We start from the raw sequence: 16,553 nt of genomic DNA, 5'->3' as shown, positions 1-16,553 counted from the left end.
TCGTCTCAGTCTCCGGTCGGTCCGTCCGCGCCGGCTCGGTCCAGGATGCCGGGAAGTGCCCCCAGGAAGGCGTCCACCGCGGCGTCCCCGAGCGTCAGCGGCGGCATCAGTCGCACGACGTCGGGCGCGGGCACGTTCACGAGGAAGCCGGCGTCCTGGGCCGCCTGCTGCGCCCGAGGCGCCCGCGGCTCGGTGAGCACGATACCCAGCAACAGGCCCGCGCCGCGGACCTCGACGATCGACGGGTGCCCCAGTGCCGTGATCCCTTCCCGCAGGCGGGCCCCCAGCCGCTCGACCTCGGCCAGCAGCCCGTCCTTCTCGATGGTGTCGAGGACGGCCAGGCCGGCGGCGCAGGCCAACGGGTTGCCGCCGAAGGTGGTGCCGTGCGAACCGGGTCCGAGCAGGTGGGCGGCCCGGCCGAAGGCGACGGCGGCGCCGATCGGCAGACCCCCGCCGAGGCCCTTGGCCAGGGTGACGACGTCGGGCAACACGCCCTCGTGGGACTGGTAGGCGAACCACCGGCCGGTGCGCCCGACGCCGGTCTGCACCTCGTCCAGCACCAGCAGGGCCCCGGTGGCGGCGGTGATCGCCCGGGCGGCCTTGAGGTACCCGGGGGGAGGGACGACGACGCCGTTCTCGCCCTGGATCGGTTCGATGATCACCAGGGCCGTCTCCTCGGTGACCGCCGCGGCCAGGGCCCGGGCGTCGCCGTAGGGGACGTGCGTGACATCGCCGGGGAGCGGGCCGAAAGGCTCCCGCTTGGCGGGTTGACCGGTCAGGGCCAGGGCGCCCATGGTGCGTCCGTGGAAGCCGCCGGAGGTGGCGACCATGTGGGTACGGCCGGTCAGCCGACCGATCTTGAAGGCCGCCTCGTTGGCCTCGGCCCCGGAATTGCAGAAGTACACCCGGCCCTCACGCTCGAACAGCCCGAGCAGTCGCTCGGCGAGGGCGACGGCGGGCTCTGCGACGAACAGGTTCGACACGTGCCCCAACTCGCCGATCTGCCGGCCGACGGCGGAGACGACGGCGGGATGGGCATGGCCCAGCGCGTTGACCGCGATTCCGCCGACGAAGTCGAGGTACTCGTCGCCGTCGGCGTCCCAGACCCTGTCCCCGAGGCCGCGCACCAGCGCGAGCCGGGGCGTGCCGTAGTTGTCCATGAGCGCGTCCCGCCACCGGGCGGTGAGTTCCTGGTTGGCCGTCACGCCGTGCCTCCATGTCGGTCGTCGGGCACGACCATGGTGCCGATGCCCTCGTCGGTGAAGATCTCCAGCAGGATCGAGTGGGCCACGCGCCCGTCGATGACCCGGGCCGTCGTGACACCGTTGCGCACGGCGTGCAGGCACCCCCGCATCTTCGGCACCATGCCGCTGGCCAGGTCGGGCAGCAGCCGTTCCAACTGCGAGGCGGTGAGACGGCTGATCACCTCGTCGCTGTTCGGCCAGTTCTCGTAGAGCCCCTCCACGTCGGTGAGGACCATGAGGGTCTCGGCTCCCAGCGCCGCGGCGAGCGCGGCGGCGGCCGTGTCGGCGTTGACGTTGTAGACGTGGTGGTCGTCGCGGGAGCGGGCGATGGAGGAGACCACCGGGATGCGGCCGTCGGCGAGCAGGGCCTCGACGGCGCCGGTGTCGATCTCGGTGATCTCGCCGACCCTGCCGATGTCGACGAGTTCGCCGTCGACCCGGGGGCGGTGCCGGGTGGCGGTCATCGTGTGCGCGTCTTCGCCGGTCAGGCCGACGGCGAGCGGGCCGTGTCGGTTCAGCAACCCGACCAACTCGCGCTGTACCCGCCCGGCCAGCACCATCCGCACCACGTCCATGGCCTCCTCGGTGGTGACTCTCAGACCGGCCTTGAACTCGCTGACGATGCCGTGTGTTTCGAGGGCCTTGCTGATCTGGGGGCCACCGCCGTGCACGACGACGGGGCGCAGGCCGGCGTGTCGGAGGAAGACGATGTCCTGGGCGAAGGCCGCCTTGAGGTCCTCGTCCACCATGGCGTTGCCGCCGAACTTGACGACGACGGTCTTGCCGTGGTGCCGGGTGAGCCAGGGCAGCGCCTCGACCAGGGTGCGTGCTTTGGGCAGGGCGGTGTGTCGGCGGGTGGCGGATGGGGACTCGTCCGGTCGGGGAAGCGACATGGCCGTCTTTCGGAGGGTATGGGCGGTGGGCCGCCGCTCGTGAGGGACGGGAAAGGTCGGCGGAGCGGACCTCGGGACGGGTACCCCGGGCGGCTCCGGGGCCGTCAGGTGGAGTAGGCGCTGTTCTCGTGGACGTAGTCCGCCGTGAGGTCGTTGGTCCAGATCGTCGCGGACTCGTCGCCGGCGGCAAGGTCGACCACGATGCGCACCTCGCGGTAGCGCATGTCGACCAGGTCGCGGTCCTCGCCGACGCCGCCGTTCCGGCAGACCCACACGTCGTTGATGGCGACGTTCAGCCGGTCGGGCTCGAAGGCGGCCGTCGTCGTGCCGACGGCCGACAGGACCCTCCCCCAGTTCGGGTCCTCGCCGTGGACGGCGCACTTGAGGAGATTGTTGCGGGCGACGGCACGGCCCACCAGAACGGCGTCGTCCTCGGTGGCGGCGTTCACCACGTCGATCCGGATGTCCTTGCCGGCCCCCTCCGCGTCCCGGACGAGCTGCCCGGCCAGATCGGCGCACACGGCCCGCACGGCCTCGGCGAAGGCCCGGGGGACGGGGGTCCGGCCGGAGGACCCCGAGGCGAGCAGGAGCACCGTGTCGTTGGTGGACATGCACCCGTCGGAGTCGACCCGGTCGAAGGTGACCCTGGTGGCGTCCCGCAGGACGCGGTCGAGCTCCTCCGCCGACACGTCGGCGTCGGTGGTGAGGACGACGAGCATGGTGGCCAGGCCGGGAGCGAGCATGCCCGCCCCCTTGGCCATGCCACCGACCGTCCAGCCGTCCCCGGTGACGACGGCGGTCTTGTGCGTGGTGTCGGTGGTCTTGATGGCCAGGGCGGCCCTTTCGCCGCCGTGCTCGGAGAGCCTGGCCGCGGCGGTCTCCACACCGGCGAGCAGCCGCTCCATGGGGAGGCGCACACCGATGAGGCCGGTCGAGCAGACGGCGATCTCGCCCGCGCCGACATCGAGCACGTCGGCGGCCCGCTCGGCGGTCGCGTGGGTGTCCTGGAACCCTCCCGGGCCCGTGCAGGCGTTGGCGCCTCCGGAGTTGAGGACGACCGCGGAGAGCATCCCCGAGGCGAGGACCTGCCGGGACCACAGGACCGGCGCGGCCTTGACCCGGTTGGAGGTGAAGACACCCGCCGCGGCCCGCAGAGGACCGTTGTTGACCACGAGGGCCAGGTCGAGGTCGCCGCTCTCCTTGATCCCGGCGGCGACGCCCGTCGCCGTGAACCCCTTGGCGGCCGTCACACTCACGGCGCGACTCCGATCGTCGTCAGCCCCAGGGTCTCGTCGAGACCGAGGGCCAGGTTCATGCTCTGGACCGCTCCGCCCGCCGTTCCCTTGGCGAGGTTGTCGATCGCGGAGATCGCGACCACGCGGTCCGCCGAGTCGTCGTGCACGACCTGCACCTGGACGGCATTGGAGCCGTTGACGGACCCGGTCGCGGGCCATCGCCCCTCGGGGAGCAGGTGGACGAAGGGCTCGTCGGCGTAGGCGCGACGGTAGGCCGCGCGCAGCGACTCGGCCGTGACGCCGCTCGTCGCCCCGGCACTGCAGGTCGCCAGGATGCCGCGCGACATGGGGGCCAGGGTGGGCGTGAAGGAGACCGTGACGCGCTCCCCGGCCGCCTCGGAGAGATTCTGGATCATCTCGGGGGTGTGGCGGTGGACGCCGCCGACGCCGTAGGGCGACATGGAACCCATCACCTCGCTCCCCAGCAGACCCGGCTTGAGCGCCTTGCCGGCGCCGGACGTGCCCGAGGAGGCGACGACCACGGCCTCGGGCCGGACCAGCCCCGCCGCGTAGGCGGGCGCCAGCGCCAGGGACACCGCGGTCGGGAAACAACCGGGCACCGCGACCCGCTTGGCGCCCGCCAGCGCCGCGCGGGCACCCGGCAGTTCGGGCAGGCCGTAGGGCCAGGTGCCGGCGTGCGGGGAGCCGTAGTAGGCCTCCCAGTCCCCGGCGTCGCGGAGACGGAAGTCGGCACCGAGGTCGACGACCAGCGTGGCCGCGTCGAGCCCGGAGGCCACGGCCGCGGACTGCCCGTGGGGCAGCGCCAGGAAGACGACGTCGTGACCGGCGAGCACGCCCGGGGTGGTCGGCTCCAGCACCCTCTCAGCCAGCGGGATCAGGTGCGGCTGGAGCCCGCCGAGCGGCTGCCCGGCGTTGGTGTTGCCGGTGAGCGCGCCGATCTCGACCTCGGGGTGGGCGAGCAGGAGACGCAGCAACTCTCCGCCCGCGTAGCCGCTCGCTCCGGCGACCGCCGCACGTACCGTCATGGGGAACCCTCCTCCTGAGACAGCATGACTATACGCATGCTTGCAGTTTTATGCAACGCCTAGCGACGGCACGTGGCCCAGGGTGTTGTGACCGAGAATTTTAGTTGGCGGACGAGCGCGCTAGTTGGCGGATCTTGATCCCGTAACGCTGTGCTGCGATCAGTTCCGAAGATTGGTCCTCCGCGGCGGCCGGGTGGTGCTGCTGTGTGTACATGGGCGATGCAGCGAGCGCGAAGATCCCGTCGGATTCAAGTCATCTGGGCCAACTCGTCACGGTGTACGACGGGGATGCCGGGGTACGGGATCGGCTGCGGCTCGGGGATGACTGGGCACGTCGGTGGAGCTCGACATGGCACGTGGGCGACGGCGATGCCTGCTGGCCGGTCCGGGACATGGCTCAGGTGCCAGTGATGTCGTCCCGCCCGATGCGGGGGTTCACATGGCGGGCGAAGCAGGGGCACCGCCCCGGCCTGGAGGCGATGGCCTCAACGGACAGGCAGCACGGCTTCGAGTCCCTGGAGGAGACGCGCCTGCTGGTCGCGCTGGACTTCTTGAGGGCATCGGAGGTGCTGTCGCAGCCGTTCCGGCTGGACTTCGAGCATGCGGGCGGACATGCCTGGCACATCCCGGACTTCCTAGCCGTGTTCGGCGGCGGGATGTGGCTGCTGGACGTCCGCCCAATGAATCTGATCAAGGAAGAGGACGCGCTGAAGTTCGCGGCGGCCAGGGAAGTGGCGGCCGCCTGCGGCTGGCGGTACTCAGTGGTCGCCGGCTGGCGACCGCATGTCTGGAGCCTCCTTGATCACATGTCTTCGCGCCGGCGGCCGGCGAGGGACCTGCTGGGCATGCGCGACCAGTTGCTCTCCGCCATCGGCGGGCAGCAGGGGCCGGTGATGACGTTCGCCGAGTTGGCGGACGCGACCAGCGTGCCTTCCGTTGGCCGGGCGAACATCGTCCGGCTGCTCTGGCAGCGCAAGCTCGGCGTGGACCTGGGCAGTCCTCTGCGGGACAGCTCGCTGATCTGGGCGGCGTGATGGCAGCGAGGGGGTTCTTGCAGATCGCGCCGGGCAGGCGGGTCGCGCTCAACGGCGTCGAGTGGACGATCGAAGAGGTCCACGGCCAACTCGGCCGGCTTGTCCTCACGGATGACGAAGGCCGCACGGAGACCCGCTCGTTCCGCTGGCTCATCAACCATGCTGACTTGCGTCTTCTGCCGACGGTCGAAGCATCGGGGCGCCCGTCGCCAGTCGCCCGGCAGCCGAGGACCGTGGCTGACCTGACCGAGGACCAGCTGGAGCGGGCCCGGTTGCGGGTTGCTCACGTGCTGGAAGCCGAGACGGGGTTCAGGGAGGGCCACCCGGCCCGGGCCCTGCCAGGTGAACCCCGGCCGGCCTACGACCCGGACCGCACGACGCTGACCCAACGTCGGTACGCGAAGGCTGCGGAGATGGAGGCGATGCCCCGTCCGGAGGCAATCCGGTGCGGTCTGCAGCACCTGAGCTTCCGGACGCTGGAGCGCTTGTCGGGGCTGTCAGGCGAGAGTCTCCTGCTGGCCTGCGCGGACGGGCGGTGGACACGGCGACGCAGTGGGCACCGCAGCATCACCGAGGAGATCCGTGAGGCGATCTTCGCAGTCAAGGCCGAGTGCCGTGAACGCGCCCGCGTGAGTCTGGCCGCCAGGCACCGGTTGATGCACCAGTACATGCATGAGCGGTTCCCGACGTTTCCGACCGAGAAGATCCCTTCCCGCTGGACGTTCGCGGCCGTCTGGGAGGAGTGGTTCGGGCCCGGCGGCGCCCGGCCGCGTTACGGGCGGACGGCCGAGGCTGCCGCGGAGGCCGGGGTCTCAGGCCGAGTGGTGGTCTACAGGCCGGGCCAGGTTCTGGTGCTGGACTCGACGCCGATGCCGGTGAAGCTGCGCGAGACCGTGTTCGGTGACGCGATCACCGCAACGCTGACTCTTGCGCTCGATCTCTACACGCACGGGCTGCCGGCCTTCCGGCTCACGCTGCAGTCCGACACCTCGGTCGACATCGCGATGCTGCTGCGGGACGTGATGCTGCCGCTTCCGATGCGGGACGGCTGGGGCGAGGACATGGAGTGGCCCTACGCCGGGGTCCCGGCCGACGTGATCGCCGAGTTCACCGGGCACCGGGTCGCCGCTCTGCCGTTCTTCGCCCCGGAGACGGTCACCACCGACCACGGCGGCCCCTACAAGAACCACGACCTGGTGGAAGCCGAACGGGAGATCGGCTGCCGGATCCTGCCCGCCCGCGTCCTGCGCCAGACCGACAAATTCGCGGTCGAGCGCCAGTTCCTCACCGTCCAGACCATGCTCTTCGAGCACCTGCTGGGCTTCACCGGCAGCGACGTCGCGGACCGCGGGGCCGACCCCGAACGCGACGCGAGCCTCACGCTCGCACAGGCCGAGCACATCATCGCCACTTGGATCGTCCAGATCTGGCAGAACCGCAAACTAGGCGAATACGCCCCTAGCTGGGCTCCTGGTGAGGACCACAGCCCCAACACCCTGTTCGCCGCGGCGATGGAACAGGGCGGCTTCGACCTGGACTTCCCCGAGCCGAGTTTCTACTACAAGGTCCTGCGCAAGCACCACGTGAAGGTCCATCCGCGACGCGGAGTGAAGATCCTCGGACTCTGGTATCACCACCCCGTCCTCGACGAGCCGCGCTTCCTGCAGCCCTCTGCCCGAGGCGGGAAACACGCAGGCAAGTGGGTGATCCGCAGCGACCGGAGGGACCGCCGACAGGTGTTCTTCCAGGACCCTGCCGACCACGAGACCTGGCACACCCTGCACTGGCGCGGACTGCCGCCCGAAGGCGAGATCCCCGCCTTCTCCGACAAAACCGCCGACACCCTCCTGGCACACGTGAGGGCGAACAACATCAGAATCCACTCCGAGAGCGAGCTCTTGGAACATCTGCTGGAGATCCTCGGCTCTGTCACCCCCGTCGACCAGTGGCCCAGCCAGGCCAAAAAGAAGGCCGGAAAGAAACAACGCGCCGCCAAGGCCCGCGAGATCACCCGCGCCCAGGCCGCAGCAGCCGACCGCCCCGCCGCACCAGCAGCCGCAGACAAGCCGACTCCGGCCGAGATGCCCGCGGCCTGGGCCGAGCACGCCCTCACGATCGACCGCGCGGTCGACACCGACCGTCGTCTGCGACGCGAAGAAGCCCTCGTCGGCACCAGGCCCGTCGCCCCGGCAACACTGCACGAGGCCCTGAACCGGCGCCCCATGTTCCGGCTTCCGCCTCCCGACGACAGCTCCGATGCCGATACAACTGTCCGGGAGGACGACAGGTGACCCAAGCCCTCTCTCACGATGATCCGCTGGAGGGCCTGCCTTCACGGGCCAGGATCGCCGAGTTGATCCTGGGCAGCCGCCCGCCCCTCGATACCTACGTCGGCTGGCAGCACCACCGCACCCACTGCGGCCTGCTCGTCCCCGCCCCGACCATCTCGCCGCAGCAGTGGTCGATGCTCCCTGAGAGCCGCCAGTACGACTACGACCTCTACCGAGAGCTGACGAACGCGAACCTCCCGTTGCAGGACACCCCGATGCACGACAAGGTCGGCAAGCTGATCCGGCGCCGGTTGAGCTGCAACACCAGGAAGAAGGACGACCCGACGCGCGCCGGCGTCATGATCAGCGGCTGGGGCAACTACGGCAAGACCGCGTCTGTCATCTCAGCCGGGGCCGTCTTCGAAGACCAGTGGCTGGAACTGCACAGATGTCTCAACCCCGGGGCTCTGCCGGGCACACGCGATCTCCACGCGCCGGTCGTCTATGTCTCGACCCCGGTGACATCGACCCCGAAGAGCCTTTGCGCCTCGATCCTGGGCTTCTTCCGTGCCCCGATCCGCACGTCGGCCACACTGCCGGAACTGGTACGGCAGGTCGCCGACTCCCTCCAAGACCACGGCGTCAAGGCGCTGATTCTCGACGACATCAGCCGACTGCGGATGCACAGAGCCGACGACCAGGACGTCCTCGACCTGATGCGGGCTCTCATGAGCCTGGACGTCACTCTGATCCTCACCGGCGTCAACATCTCCGGCATCGGGCTGCTGCGAGAGGCGAAATGGAACAAGAAGACCCGGCAGTGGGAAATGCCACCGCTGGAGTCGACTCGCATCCACGGGCTGGAGATCACCCAGACGGAGCACCGCTTCGAACTCATCGAGATCGACCGCTTCCGCTACACCACCTCGGAAGAGATCCAGGCCTTCGTCGGCCATCTGAAGGGAATCGAGCAGCACCTGCGGCTGCTGAACGCGAGGGAGGGCATGCTCACCGGCGGCACTATGCCGGAGTACTTGATGCGTCGCACCGGTGGCGTCGTCGGTCTGGTGGGCCGCCTGCTCGAGGACGGCGCCCATGAGGCAATGGAGTCCGGGAAGGAACTGATCGACGAGGGTCTGCTGGACGAGATCGTGCTCCGGCGGGACGAACCCCAGCAATCACCCGACGAGCCCCCGATCCCGGCTAATCCGCCGGCCACAGGCAAGAAGAGACGTTCGGCAAAACGGCCCAGGAACACCGTTTTCGACGATCACGGCCCTGCTGGCGCAACGGGGAGCTGAAACAAGCCGTGCATTCATTGCCCCGCAGCCTGGACCCGATCCGTAATGAATCAGTGGGGAGCTACTTGCGGAGGCTCTCATATCGCCTTGGGATCTCTCCATTACATCTGGCAACCCTCACAGGCCTGCACGATATCGACCGTCAGCGGAATCGCATGGGTCGCCATGCGTTGATGGAGCTCGACAGAGAAACCACCGTCGTTTTTGGTCAGGCGACACGACTTACCCTAGAAGAGGTCAGTTCACTCACACTGTCGTCCTGGAAGTATCGGTATCCTCCAATTCTTCGTTCCCTCCCGGGGCCCGCACAGCCCTTCCGTCAGGATAGTTGGCTCCTCGTCACTCCTCGCTTCTGCCCGCAGTGCCTCGCGAGCGACAACGCAAATATGCAAGTGCCCCACGGAGGCCCGTGGAAGAAAGAGTGGCACCTCCCTGTTGTCTTCGCCTGCACGGAACACCGCGTATTCTTGGGCCACAAATGCCCTCGCTGTGATCAGCCTGCCCAAGACAGCGCCCTGCTGATGCCGCGACCGAACGACCACACACTGCATCCCGCGCAATGCCGATGGACCGTTGAGAATCCCGGCGTCCGGAAACGGATGCGTCAGGCATGCGGCTACCGACTCGACGAACTCAAAGCTGCGGCGCACGAGCTGGAGCCGACCGCTCCCCTACTCGCCCTGCAACAAGAGATCATCAACGCTCTCACCGGCACAGTCCCACAGCAGCATGCCGCGTCCTTCTTCACCGACCTCCGACTCGTGGTCGCTGCCCTCAGTGCGTCGTGGCCAGAAAGCAGTCACCTTATCGAGTCTGAATACAGAGACAGTGTTGACGCTTACGTCTCGGGCCAGACTGACTACCGGCGAACAGGCGGAGGCGGGATGCGCAAATACCAGGTTGTTGATGCGCTCCCTCGTGACACTGTCGCAAGCGCGGCACTCTTGTCGGCATCGCGTTCGCTCCTCGACGCCAAAGATCTTCGCGAAAGCCTGGCCCCCCTTATTCGTGAAGGGTTCAGGGACAAGGCTGGCCGGGCATCTTGGAACGGACTCGTATCCCGGCATGAGGAAACTTGTTCCCAGAGATTACGAACCACTATCGAACCTCTGACGCGAGCATTTCGGATGACTAAAGGTGCTTCCAGCATCCGCTCGGCCACGCGGAATGACTACCGGCCCGAGCAAATCCCTGCATTTTTAGAGGAAGACTGGTGCGAGCGCTATCTTCCCGATGTTCATGACGCGTCACCAAAGCTTTTACGCAGGACAGCGGCGGTTCGTCTGGTGCAGTGGGTGATGGGAGGTTCCATGGGGGATTCAGCGGCATATTTGGGAATTCCCAGTCGTGGAGCGAAATTCTATACAGGAGTAGTCACCAGTCGGGTCGATCCATATGAGTTCCACAAGGCACTTGAAGGTATCGTCGGCGAAATTTGCTCAACGCCATCTCCAGTCGACTACTGCCGACGTCGAGAGATCCTTCAGGATTGGGCACTTGATCAAGTCGGCTGGGAGAACATCATCGAGCGGCTGGCGCCCACCCCAACCACCTCGCCCCCGCCAGCGCTTGACGACCGCAAGCGGCAAGCAGCGTCTGTCTTTGTCTGGGCTCAAGTGACCCGAGGCGAGCACGTCTTCGCCCCGAGACCGATTGAGGCTGCGCAGACACCGGCCATCCAACGCAGGTGGGCACTCAGGCGCAACACGACGTGGTGCCAGCTGACCCGTCCCGATGCCGCCCCTCACTACGCCGACCTACGGAAGGTTCTCACCGAGTACGCAACCCAGCTGGCCCGGAACATCGATAGCGGGGAACCGCTCAAGTGAGCGTTTGAGTTGGCGGAGCTACGTTCAGGGCGCTTCAGGACTGAGCCCGGTGCGCTTGCGAGTATGTGGCTGACGGTTCGCCGTCCGGGTGAGCTATGGTGCAGGCATGTGCTGCTGCGCCGCCATGACTACCCGTACCGCCGCTTAGCGGCGGTATCCGCGGTTGCCCATAACCGCGGCCTCGTTGCTGGCCCCGGCCGGGGCCAGTGCCACGACATACCGCCGGATCAGTGTCCTGCTGGCAGCCACTCCCTTATTGCTGTGCTGCCGGGCCATCCTGCCTGATCAGGGAAGTCATGTCGCAACGCTTCGATTCACAGCACGAAACCCCGTCCCCTTGCCCGCATGGAGCCAGCACCATCGTCGCGCAGGACCCACCTGTCGCCACCCTGTTCCTGATGGTCGGACTCCCCGGAGCCGGGAAAACCACCCGGGCCAGAGAGCTCGCCGCCACACACCGGGCACTGCGGCTGACCCCAGACCACTGGATGATCCCGCTGTTCGGCGATTCGATGGCAGACGGAAAGCGCTGGGTGCTCGAAGGTCGGCTCATCTCGGTCGCCCTCCAGGCTCTGCGGCTGGGGACCAGCGTCGTGCTCGACTACGGGCTCTGGGGCCGCGATGAACGGTCGGCACTGCGCTGGCTGGCACGCTCGGCCGGGGCAGTGTGTCAGGTGGTCTACGTGCCCGTGGACAAGGACGTCCAGCTCGCCCGCATCGCGCACCGCCAGGCGACGACACCGCATCAGACGTTTCCCATGAGCGAGACCGACGTGGACCAATGGCGGGAGCAGTTCCAGGTGCCTGACGCCGCCGAACTCGCCGGGGGCGAGATCCCCGCCCCGCCGACGGGCTGGCCAGGCTGGACGGAGTGGGCGGTAGACCACTGGCCCTCGTGCACAGACAGCTAACGGGCTGTCCCGCCGGGGAGCGCCTTGACTACCCGCCAGTTCAAGTGCTCAGTCACACCCACTGACGGGTCGTTACGCATCGTATTCGTCACGTTACTGAGAGGACTTCACGCACAGTGAACGTCCATCGCCATGATCCGCCAACTATCACCCTCAAGATCCGCCAACAAGAATCCTCCAGGCACTCCTGACCTGCACGGTTCAGATCATGATCCGCCAACTAAAATTCTCGGTCACAGGGTGGCCCGCGAATCAGCGCACGGGTTCGTGGAGGTCCACCGCTGACGCTCGAAGCAGCCGGTGAAGAGGTAGTAGCGGAAGATGCCGGGGTAGCTGGCGCCCCGGCTCACGCTCAGCAGACGAACACCGACCAGCAGATGTCGTTCCGCAATCGCTGATCGTCAAGTACGAGCTCGCGGATCGCTTCCGGGAGCTGGTCACGCTGCCACTGGCACTCAGAGTGCGGAACGTGAGCTCTTGTCCGTTTCGTGATTGAGGGTTGGGGAAGGACCGCTGGTCGTGGGTTCGGGGTGGCCTTCAGGTCTCGGGGCGGGTGAACAAGCCGGGTTCAGGTTCGACGAGGATGCCGCGGCTGACCAGGCGTTTCAGTTTGGAGCGGATGCCTTCGGTGTTCTTCGGGAGGGTCGGCAGGTCGAGGGCCTGGCAGAGGTCGCGGGCGCGCATCGGTCGGCCCTCGTAGGCCAGGGCGGTGAGGATCTGCTGGTAGGCGGGGTGGTCCGGGATGTCGGGGCGGTCCGGCTCAGTGGCGGGTGAGGGCAGTGGGAGAGCGAGGAAAGGGTCTTGCGGGTGATGCGCAGGTTCTCGCTCTCCGCGTCGATCTCGCCGAGCCGCACTCTGAGCTCCTCGATGCGGTCCCGGAACTGCCCGGCCTGGTCGGCTAGTTCACGCTCGCGGGTTTCGATGTGTTCCAGGATGGCTTTGACCTGTGGGTTCTCGCTCACGTGGTCCTCCAGGAAGCGAGGGTGGCTCCGGTGAGTCGGCGGCTCATCACGGAGGTCATCGCCCAGAAGACGCGGGATCGGGAGGAGGCGGGCCGGTGTTCGTAGTCGCGTACGAGACGGCGGTAGAACATCAGGATCCCGTTCGTCTGCTCCACGATCCACCGCTTGGCCTGCACGACGAAGCCCTTGCCGGCCGGGTTGCGCTCGACGATCTCGACGTCGATGCCCACGTTCTTGCCGTGATCGACGACCTTCTTCTTGAAGCCCTGGTCGACCAGGGCTTTGGCCACGGTGTCGCACTGCCCGGCGACACCGTCCAGCAGGGCGATGCCGGCGGTGTTCTCGTGCGCGGAGGCGGGCAGGACGACGCAGTCCACGACCAGGCCCAGTACGTCCACGGCCAGGCATCTCTTCCTCCCCGGCACCCTTTTCGCGGCACCCTTCTCGCGGCGTCCTTGCCGGTCGTCGTGGCCGGGACACCGACAGGGCCCCGGCGAGTGCCTGAATTGCCCCAGCTTGGGGTGTTGATCTCGGTGGTGGGCCCCGGAAGCAGGCGAACACGGCACCTGTGGATCATGGAGTTCTCTACGCTTCAAGATCCACGAAGGTGCCGTGTTCGTTCCTCCATCATCCCCTGTCGCTGCCCCCGCTTGCGCGGTGCCCCGCCTGGAAGCCCTTGGCGAGGGGGCCGCCAAGGACCAAGTCCGCCGCCTGGTCGCCGAGTTCGAGTCGGTCACCGACCCGAGAGGGACTTGCGGGGTGCGCTACCGGCTCTCCTCACTGCTGGCCCTGATGGTCTGCGCGATGACCCCGTCCGGCCACGACTCGATCACCGCGGCGGCGGAGTGGTGCCGACGTGCGACGCCGGAGGAACTGGCCGCCTTCGGCCTGCCCTACCACCCGCTCCTCGGCCGCTACCGGGTGCCGAGCGAGAAGACCCTCCGCAGCGTCCTGGGACGCCTGGATCACGGTGAGATCTGTGCGGCGGCTTACGACTACCTGCGGCCCTTGCTGTCCGCACAGCCCCGCCGGCCGGAGCCGGTCATGCCCGACGGTGGCACCGAGCGTTAACAGCGCCGGGCCCACCGGGCGGCCGCCCATGCCGGGCCGGTACGGATCCGGCGCCGGGCGATCGCGGTGGACGGCAAGTGCCTGCGGGGCGCCAGGCGCCCGGACGGCAGCCGGGTCTTCGCCCTGTCCGCCGTCCGCCACGGCGACGGTGTCACGCTCGCCTCCCGCGAGATCGGCGCGAAGACCAACGAAATCCCCGAGTTCCAGCCCTTGCTCGACAGAATCGACGACGCGGATCTCGCGGGGGTGGTCGTGACCGCCGATGCCCTCCACGCCCAGCGCGACCACGCCACCTACCTGCACGAACGCGGCGCTCACTACCTGCTGACCATCAAGAACAACCAGCGCGGCCAGGCCCGTCAACTCCACGCCCTGCCCTGGAAGGAGATCCCCGTCATCCACCGCGACGACGCCCGCGGCCACGGCCGTCACGAACAGCGTCTCGTCCAGGTCGTCACCGTCAACGGCCTGCTCTTCCCCCACGCGGCCCAGGTCCTGCGGATCCAGCGCCGTCGCCGTCTCTACGGGGCCAAGAAGTGGTCCAGCGAGACCGTCTACGCCATCACCGACCTGCCCGCCGAGGAAGCGAACGCAGCCGAGATCGCGTCCTGGGCTCGCGGGCACTGGACGGTGGAAAACACCGTCCACTGGTGCCGAGATGTCACCTTCAACGAGGACAAGTCCCAGGTCAGGACCCACAACACACCCGCCGTACTCGCTGCCCTGCGCGACCTGATCCGCAGCGCGCTCAAGCTCGCCGGCTATGTCAACACCGCCGCCGGACGACGAGCCCACACCGAACGCCCCCGCGTCCTCGCCCTCTACGGCATCACATGATCAAACCGGACGATCCAGGCACTCGCCGGGGCCCTGGGGACACCGACTGCGGCGTGGATGCTCTGCGTGTCCAGGATCACCAGGCTCGGGTCGGCTAATCGTTTCCGCTTCTCTCGCAGCTGCCAGCGCAGCAGGTCGTGAATGTCCTGGTCGGTGCCCTCGTCGCGCCAGAGGTAGAAGTAGTACTTCACCGCTCCGGGCGGGGGCATGTCGTGGGGCAGGAACTCCCACTGACACCCCGTGCGATTCTGGTAGAGGATGGCGTTCACGATCTCCCGCATCGCGTACTTCCCCTGATGCCCGCTGACCGACGGATGCCGGGCCTTCCACGCCGTGATCACGGGTTCGACGAGCTCCCACTGCTCATCGGTGAGATCACTCGGGTACGGCTTGCGCATGCTCATGCCACAACCCAAGCGAACCCCGAACGCCTGACCGGCAACGATGCCCCAACGTCACACCATCGAGCGACGACAAGACCGACAGAGCGCCACATCCCGCACTCTGATAGCGCCCGGCATCCAGCTCGCGGGCCCAGATCTGCGCGGGCGGCAGCTCGGCGTATTCGTCGCGGTTCATCAACTCCAGTACCGCAGCCCGCTCTTCGGCCGTCAGAGCCGCGGGCTGGACCCGCGGCGAGCGAGGCCTGCGCGGTGGCGGGGGCTGCAGCCGGCGGTAGTGGGTGGCCCTCGATCGGCCGGTCAGCCGGCACGCGGCCGTCACGCCCAGCCTGCCCTCGACGCCGGTGAACGCGTCGTCGACCACCGGGTCGGCTGCAGCCTTCAGTCCGCGCCCTCGGAGATCATTTCCAAGAGCGCGGAAGCTTTTCCCATTTCCTCCAACGCGGCCTTGTTGCGGGCCAGTTCCTTCTCCAGCCGTTCCACCTGGCGGCGCAGTCTCTCGTTCTCCGCCTCGGCAGCAGACTTCTTCGGCCTCGCCGGGCTGGTGCGCTTGTCGACCAGCTTCTCCAGAGCCCCGGCATCCCGCGCGGCCCGCCATTCCTTGACGTGCGAGTGGTACAGCCGCTCGCGGCGCAGGATTGCGCCCTTCTCGTTCTTGGGCGCGGCGTCGTACTCGGCCACGATCCGCAGCTTGTACTCGGGGCTGAAAGTGCGGCGCTTCGGCCGGGGAGCCACGGTGCGGACGCCTTCCAGGAGGCGGAGGTTGGCCGCGAAGTTCTCCTCCCGGAAGCGCGGGTTGTGGCGCCGGTAGTCGCCGTCCGGCACGTCGTCGGGGGAGTCGAAGCGGCCTGCCAGGAAGCCGCGGCCGAGTGGCGAGTAGGCGATGAGCGCGATGCCCTCCCGTGCGGTGAAGGGCAGCAGTTCCGCCGTGGCGCCCCGGGTCCACAGCGACAGTTCCGCCTGGACGGCGGCCACGGGATGCACGCTCTGGGCGACGTGTATCTGTTGGACGGTCACGTCGGACAGCCCGAGCATCCGGGCCTTGCCGGCTTTCACGGTCTCCGCCATGGCACCCCAGGTCTCCTCCAGCGGCACCTCGGGATCGACCCGGTGCAGCTGGCAGAGGGCCACGTGGTCGGTGCGCAGCCGGCGCAGACTCGCGTCGATGGCGGCGCGGATGTGCTCGGGCCGGCCGTCGCGGCGCAGGCGCGTCTCACCGGTGACGAATCCCACCTTCGTGGCGAGGAACGCCTCCTCACGGCGGTCGGCGAGTGCCCGGCCCACCAGCTCCTCGTTGGTGTGGGGGCCGTAGACGTCGGCGGTGTCGATGAGATCGGCGCCGAGGTCGAGAGCGCGGTGGAGCACGGCGGCCGAGGCGTCGTCGTCGCGACCGCCGGGGTCGTAGGCGTAGGACATGCCCATGCAGCCCAAGCCGACGATTCCCACCGGAGCGCCTTCGGGACCGATCCGTAGGGTACGCAACGTGTGCTGTCCTTCCTCGGGTGTCGGGCGGGCGGTC

Annotated in this window: 13 protein-coding genes and 3 pseudogenes; 6 read left to right on the top strand and 10 right to left on the bottom strand. The window is 68.1% G+C overall.

Features of this window, described 5'->3' with window-relative positions:
• Positions 1-5 precede the first annotated feature (5 nt).
• The 4 genes from JEK78_RS19840 to argC form a co-directional block, all read right to left on the bottom strand.
• Positions 6-1,160 (bottom strand): acetylornithine transaminase, encoded by a 1,155-nt coding sequence (locus tag JEK78_RS19840; protein ID WP_200264266.1) that lies wholly within the window; start codon positions 1,158-1,160, stop codon positions 6-8.
• A 41-nt stretch (positions 1,161-1,201) separates the two neighbouring features.
• The gene (gene argB, locus JEK78_RS19835; RefSeq protein WP_200261530.1) at positions 1,202-2,137 is read right to left on the bottom strand and encodes an acetylglutamate kinase; all 936 of its coding nucleotides are present in this window, start codon (positions 2,135-2,137) and stop codon (positions 1,202-1,204) included.
• A gap of 104 nt (positions 2,138-2,241) precedes the next feature.
• On the bottom strand, positions 2,242-3,393 hold the full coding sequence (argJ, locus tag JEK78_RS19830) for a bifunctional glutamate N-acetyltransferase/amino-acid acetyltransferase ArgJ (RefSeq protein ID WP_200261529.1): 1,152 nt from the start codon (positions 3,391-3,393) through the stop codon (positions 2,242-2,244).
• A complete protein-coding gene (gene argC / locus JEK78_RS19825; RefSeq protein ID WP_200261528.1) occupies positions 3,390-4,418 on the bottom strand; it encodes an N-acetyl-gamma-glutamyl-phosphate reductase in 1,029 nt (342 codons plus the stop codon). Before argC ends, argJ begins: the two co-directional genes overlap by 4 nt.
• A gap of 212 nt (positions 4,419-4,630) precedes the next feature.
• Between argC and JEK78_RS19820 the strand changes: the two genes are divergently transcribed.
• The 3 genes from JEK78_RS19820 to JEK78_RS19810 all read left to right on the top strand — a co-directional run bounded on the left by JEK78_RS19820 (position 4,631) and on the right by JEK78_RS19810 (position 9,023).
• Entirely contained in the window at positions 4,631-5,452 is an 822-nt protein-coding gene (locus tag JEK78_RS19820; protein ID WP_200261527.1) for a TnsA-like heteromeric transposase endonuclease subunit, read from the top strand.
• Positions 5,453-5,685: 233 nt separating this feature from the next.
• Entirely contained in the window at positions 5,686-7,743 is a 2,058-nt protein-coding gene (locus tag JEK78_RS19815; protein WP_242483150.1) for a transposase, read from the top strand.
• Positions 7,740-9,023, top strand: a complete 1,284-nt coding sequence (locus tag JEK78_RS19810; RefSeq protein ID WP_200261525.1) for a TniB family NTP-binding protein — start codon at positions 7,740-7,742, stop codon at positions 9,021-9,023. Before JEK78_RS19815 ends, JEK78_RS19810 begins: the two co-directional genes overlap by 4 nt.
• Positions 9,024-9,694: 671 nt before the next feature.
• Here JEK78_RS19810 and JEK78_RS23715 read toward each other — a convergent pair.
• The gene (locus tag JEK78_RS23715) at positions 9,695-9,826 is read right to left on the bottom strand and encodes a hypothetical protein (protein ID WP_277953051.1); all 132 of its coding nucleotides are present in this window, start codon (positions 9,824-9,826) and stop codon (positions 9,695-9,697) included.
• A gap of 81 nt (positions 9,827-9,907) precedes the next feature.
• Here JEK78_RS23715 and JEK78_RS23525 point away from each other — a divergent pair, with 81 nt between their 5' ends.
• Positions 9,908-10,852, top strand: coding sequence for a hypothetical protein (locus JEK78_RS23525; protein ID WP_242483149.1), 945 nt, complete (start codon positions 9,908-9,910; stop codon positions 10,850-10,852).
• Between the two features lie 296 nt (positions 10,853-11,148).
• The gene (locus JEK78_RS19800; RefSeq protein WP_200261523.1) at positions 11,149-11,763 is read left to right on the top strand and encodes an ATP-binding protein; all 615 of its coding nucleotides are present in this window, start codon (positions 11,149-11,151) and stop codon (positions 11,761-11,763) included.
• A 537-nt stretch (positions 11,764-12,300) separates the two neighbouring features.
• On the opposite strand, the gene JEK78_RS23520 is transcribed toward JEK78_RS19800, so the two are convergent.
• Positions 12,301-12,447, bottom strand: coding sequence for a hypothetical protein (locus JEK78_RS23520; protein WP_200262033.1), 147 nt, complete (start codon positions 12,445-12,447; stop codon positions 12,301-12,303).
• 274 nt (positions 12,448-12,721) lie between these two features.
• Positions 12,722-13,162: pseudogene (locus tag JEK78_RS19790) on the bottom strand (transposase); the annotation flags it as partial.
• Between the two features lie 175 nt (positions 13,163-13,337).
• On the opposite strand from JEK78_RS19790, the pseudogene JEK78_RS19785 reads away from it, so the two are divergent.
• A pseudogene (locus tag JEK78_RS19785) lies at positions 13,338-14,633 on the top strand (ISAs1 family transposase).
• A gap of 29 nt (positions 14,634-14,662) precedes the next feature.
• On the opposite strand, the pseudogene JEK78_RS19780 reads toward JEK78_RS19785, so the two are convergent.
• From JEK78_RS19780 to JEK78_RS19770, 3 genes and pseudogenes are all read right to left on the bottom strand, one after another.
• Positions 14,663-15,037 (bottom strand): annotated as a pseudogene (locus JEK78_RS19780) (transposase); the annotation flags it as partial.
• Complete coding sequence (locus tag JEK78_RS19775; RefSeq protein WP_200261522.1) at positions 15,009-15,398, bottom strand: hypothetical protein; 390 nt, start codon at positions 15,396-15,398, stop codon at positions 15,009-15,011. The pseudogene JEK78_RS19780 and the gene JEK78_RS19775, both read right to left, overlap by 29 nt.
• Before the next feature lie 17 nt (positions 15,399-15,415).
• On the bottom strand, positions 15,416-16,480 hold the full coding sequence (locus tag JEK78_RS19770; protein WP_242483148.1) for an aldo/keto reductase: 1,065 nt from the start codon (positions 16,478-16,480) through the stop codon (positions 15,416-15,418).
• Positions 16,481-16,553: the final 73 nt, after the last annotated feature.

The organism is Streptomyces sp. HSG2 (genome assembly GCF_016598575.1).
Classification (GTDB): Bacteria; Actinomycetota; Actinomycetes; order Streptomycetales; family Streptomycetaceae; genus Streptomyces.
The sequence above is the reverse complement of the archived record's forward strand: the minus strand, read 5'-3'. Positions and strand labels throughout refer to the sequence as shown.

Excerpts from the sequence above, each read along its gene's own strand:
- JEK78_RS19840 (WP_200264266.1), bottom strand. The coding sequence starts at position 1,160 with ATGGACAACTACGGCACGCCCCGGCTCGCGCTGGTGCGCGGCCTCGGG.
- argB (WP_200261530.1), bottom strand. The coding sequence starts at position 2,137 with ATGTCGCTTCCCCGACCGGACGAGTCCCCATCCGCCACCCGCCGACAC.
- argC (WP_200261528.1), bottom strand. The coding sequence starts at position 4,418 with ATGACGGTACGTGCGGCGGTCGCCGGAGCGAGCGGCTACGCGGGCGGA.
- JEK78_RS19820 (WP_200261527.1), top strand. The coding sequence starts at position 4,631 with ATGGGCGATGCAGCGAGCGCGAAGATCCCGTCGGATTCAAGTCATCTG.
- JEK78_RS23525 (WP_242483149.1), top strand. The coding sequence starts at position 9,908 with ATGCGCAAATACCAGGTTGTTGATGCGCTCCCTCGTGACACTGTCGCA.
- JEK78_RS19800 (WP_200261523.1), top strand. The coding sequence starts at position 11,149 with ATGTCGCAACGCTTCGATTCACAGCACGAAACCCCGTCCCCTTGCCCG.
- JEK78_RS23520 (WP_200262033.1), bottom strand. The coding sequence starts at position 12,447 with ATGCGCGCCCGCGACCTCTGCCAGGCCCTCGACCTGCCGACCCTCCCG.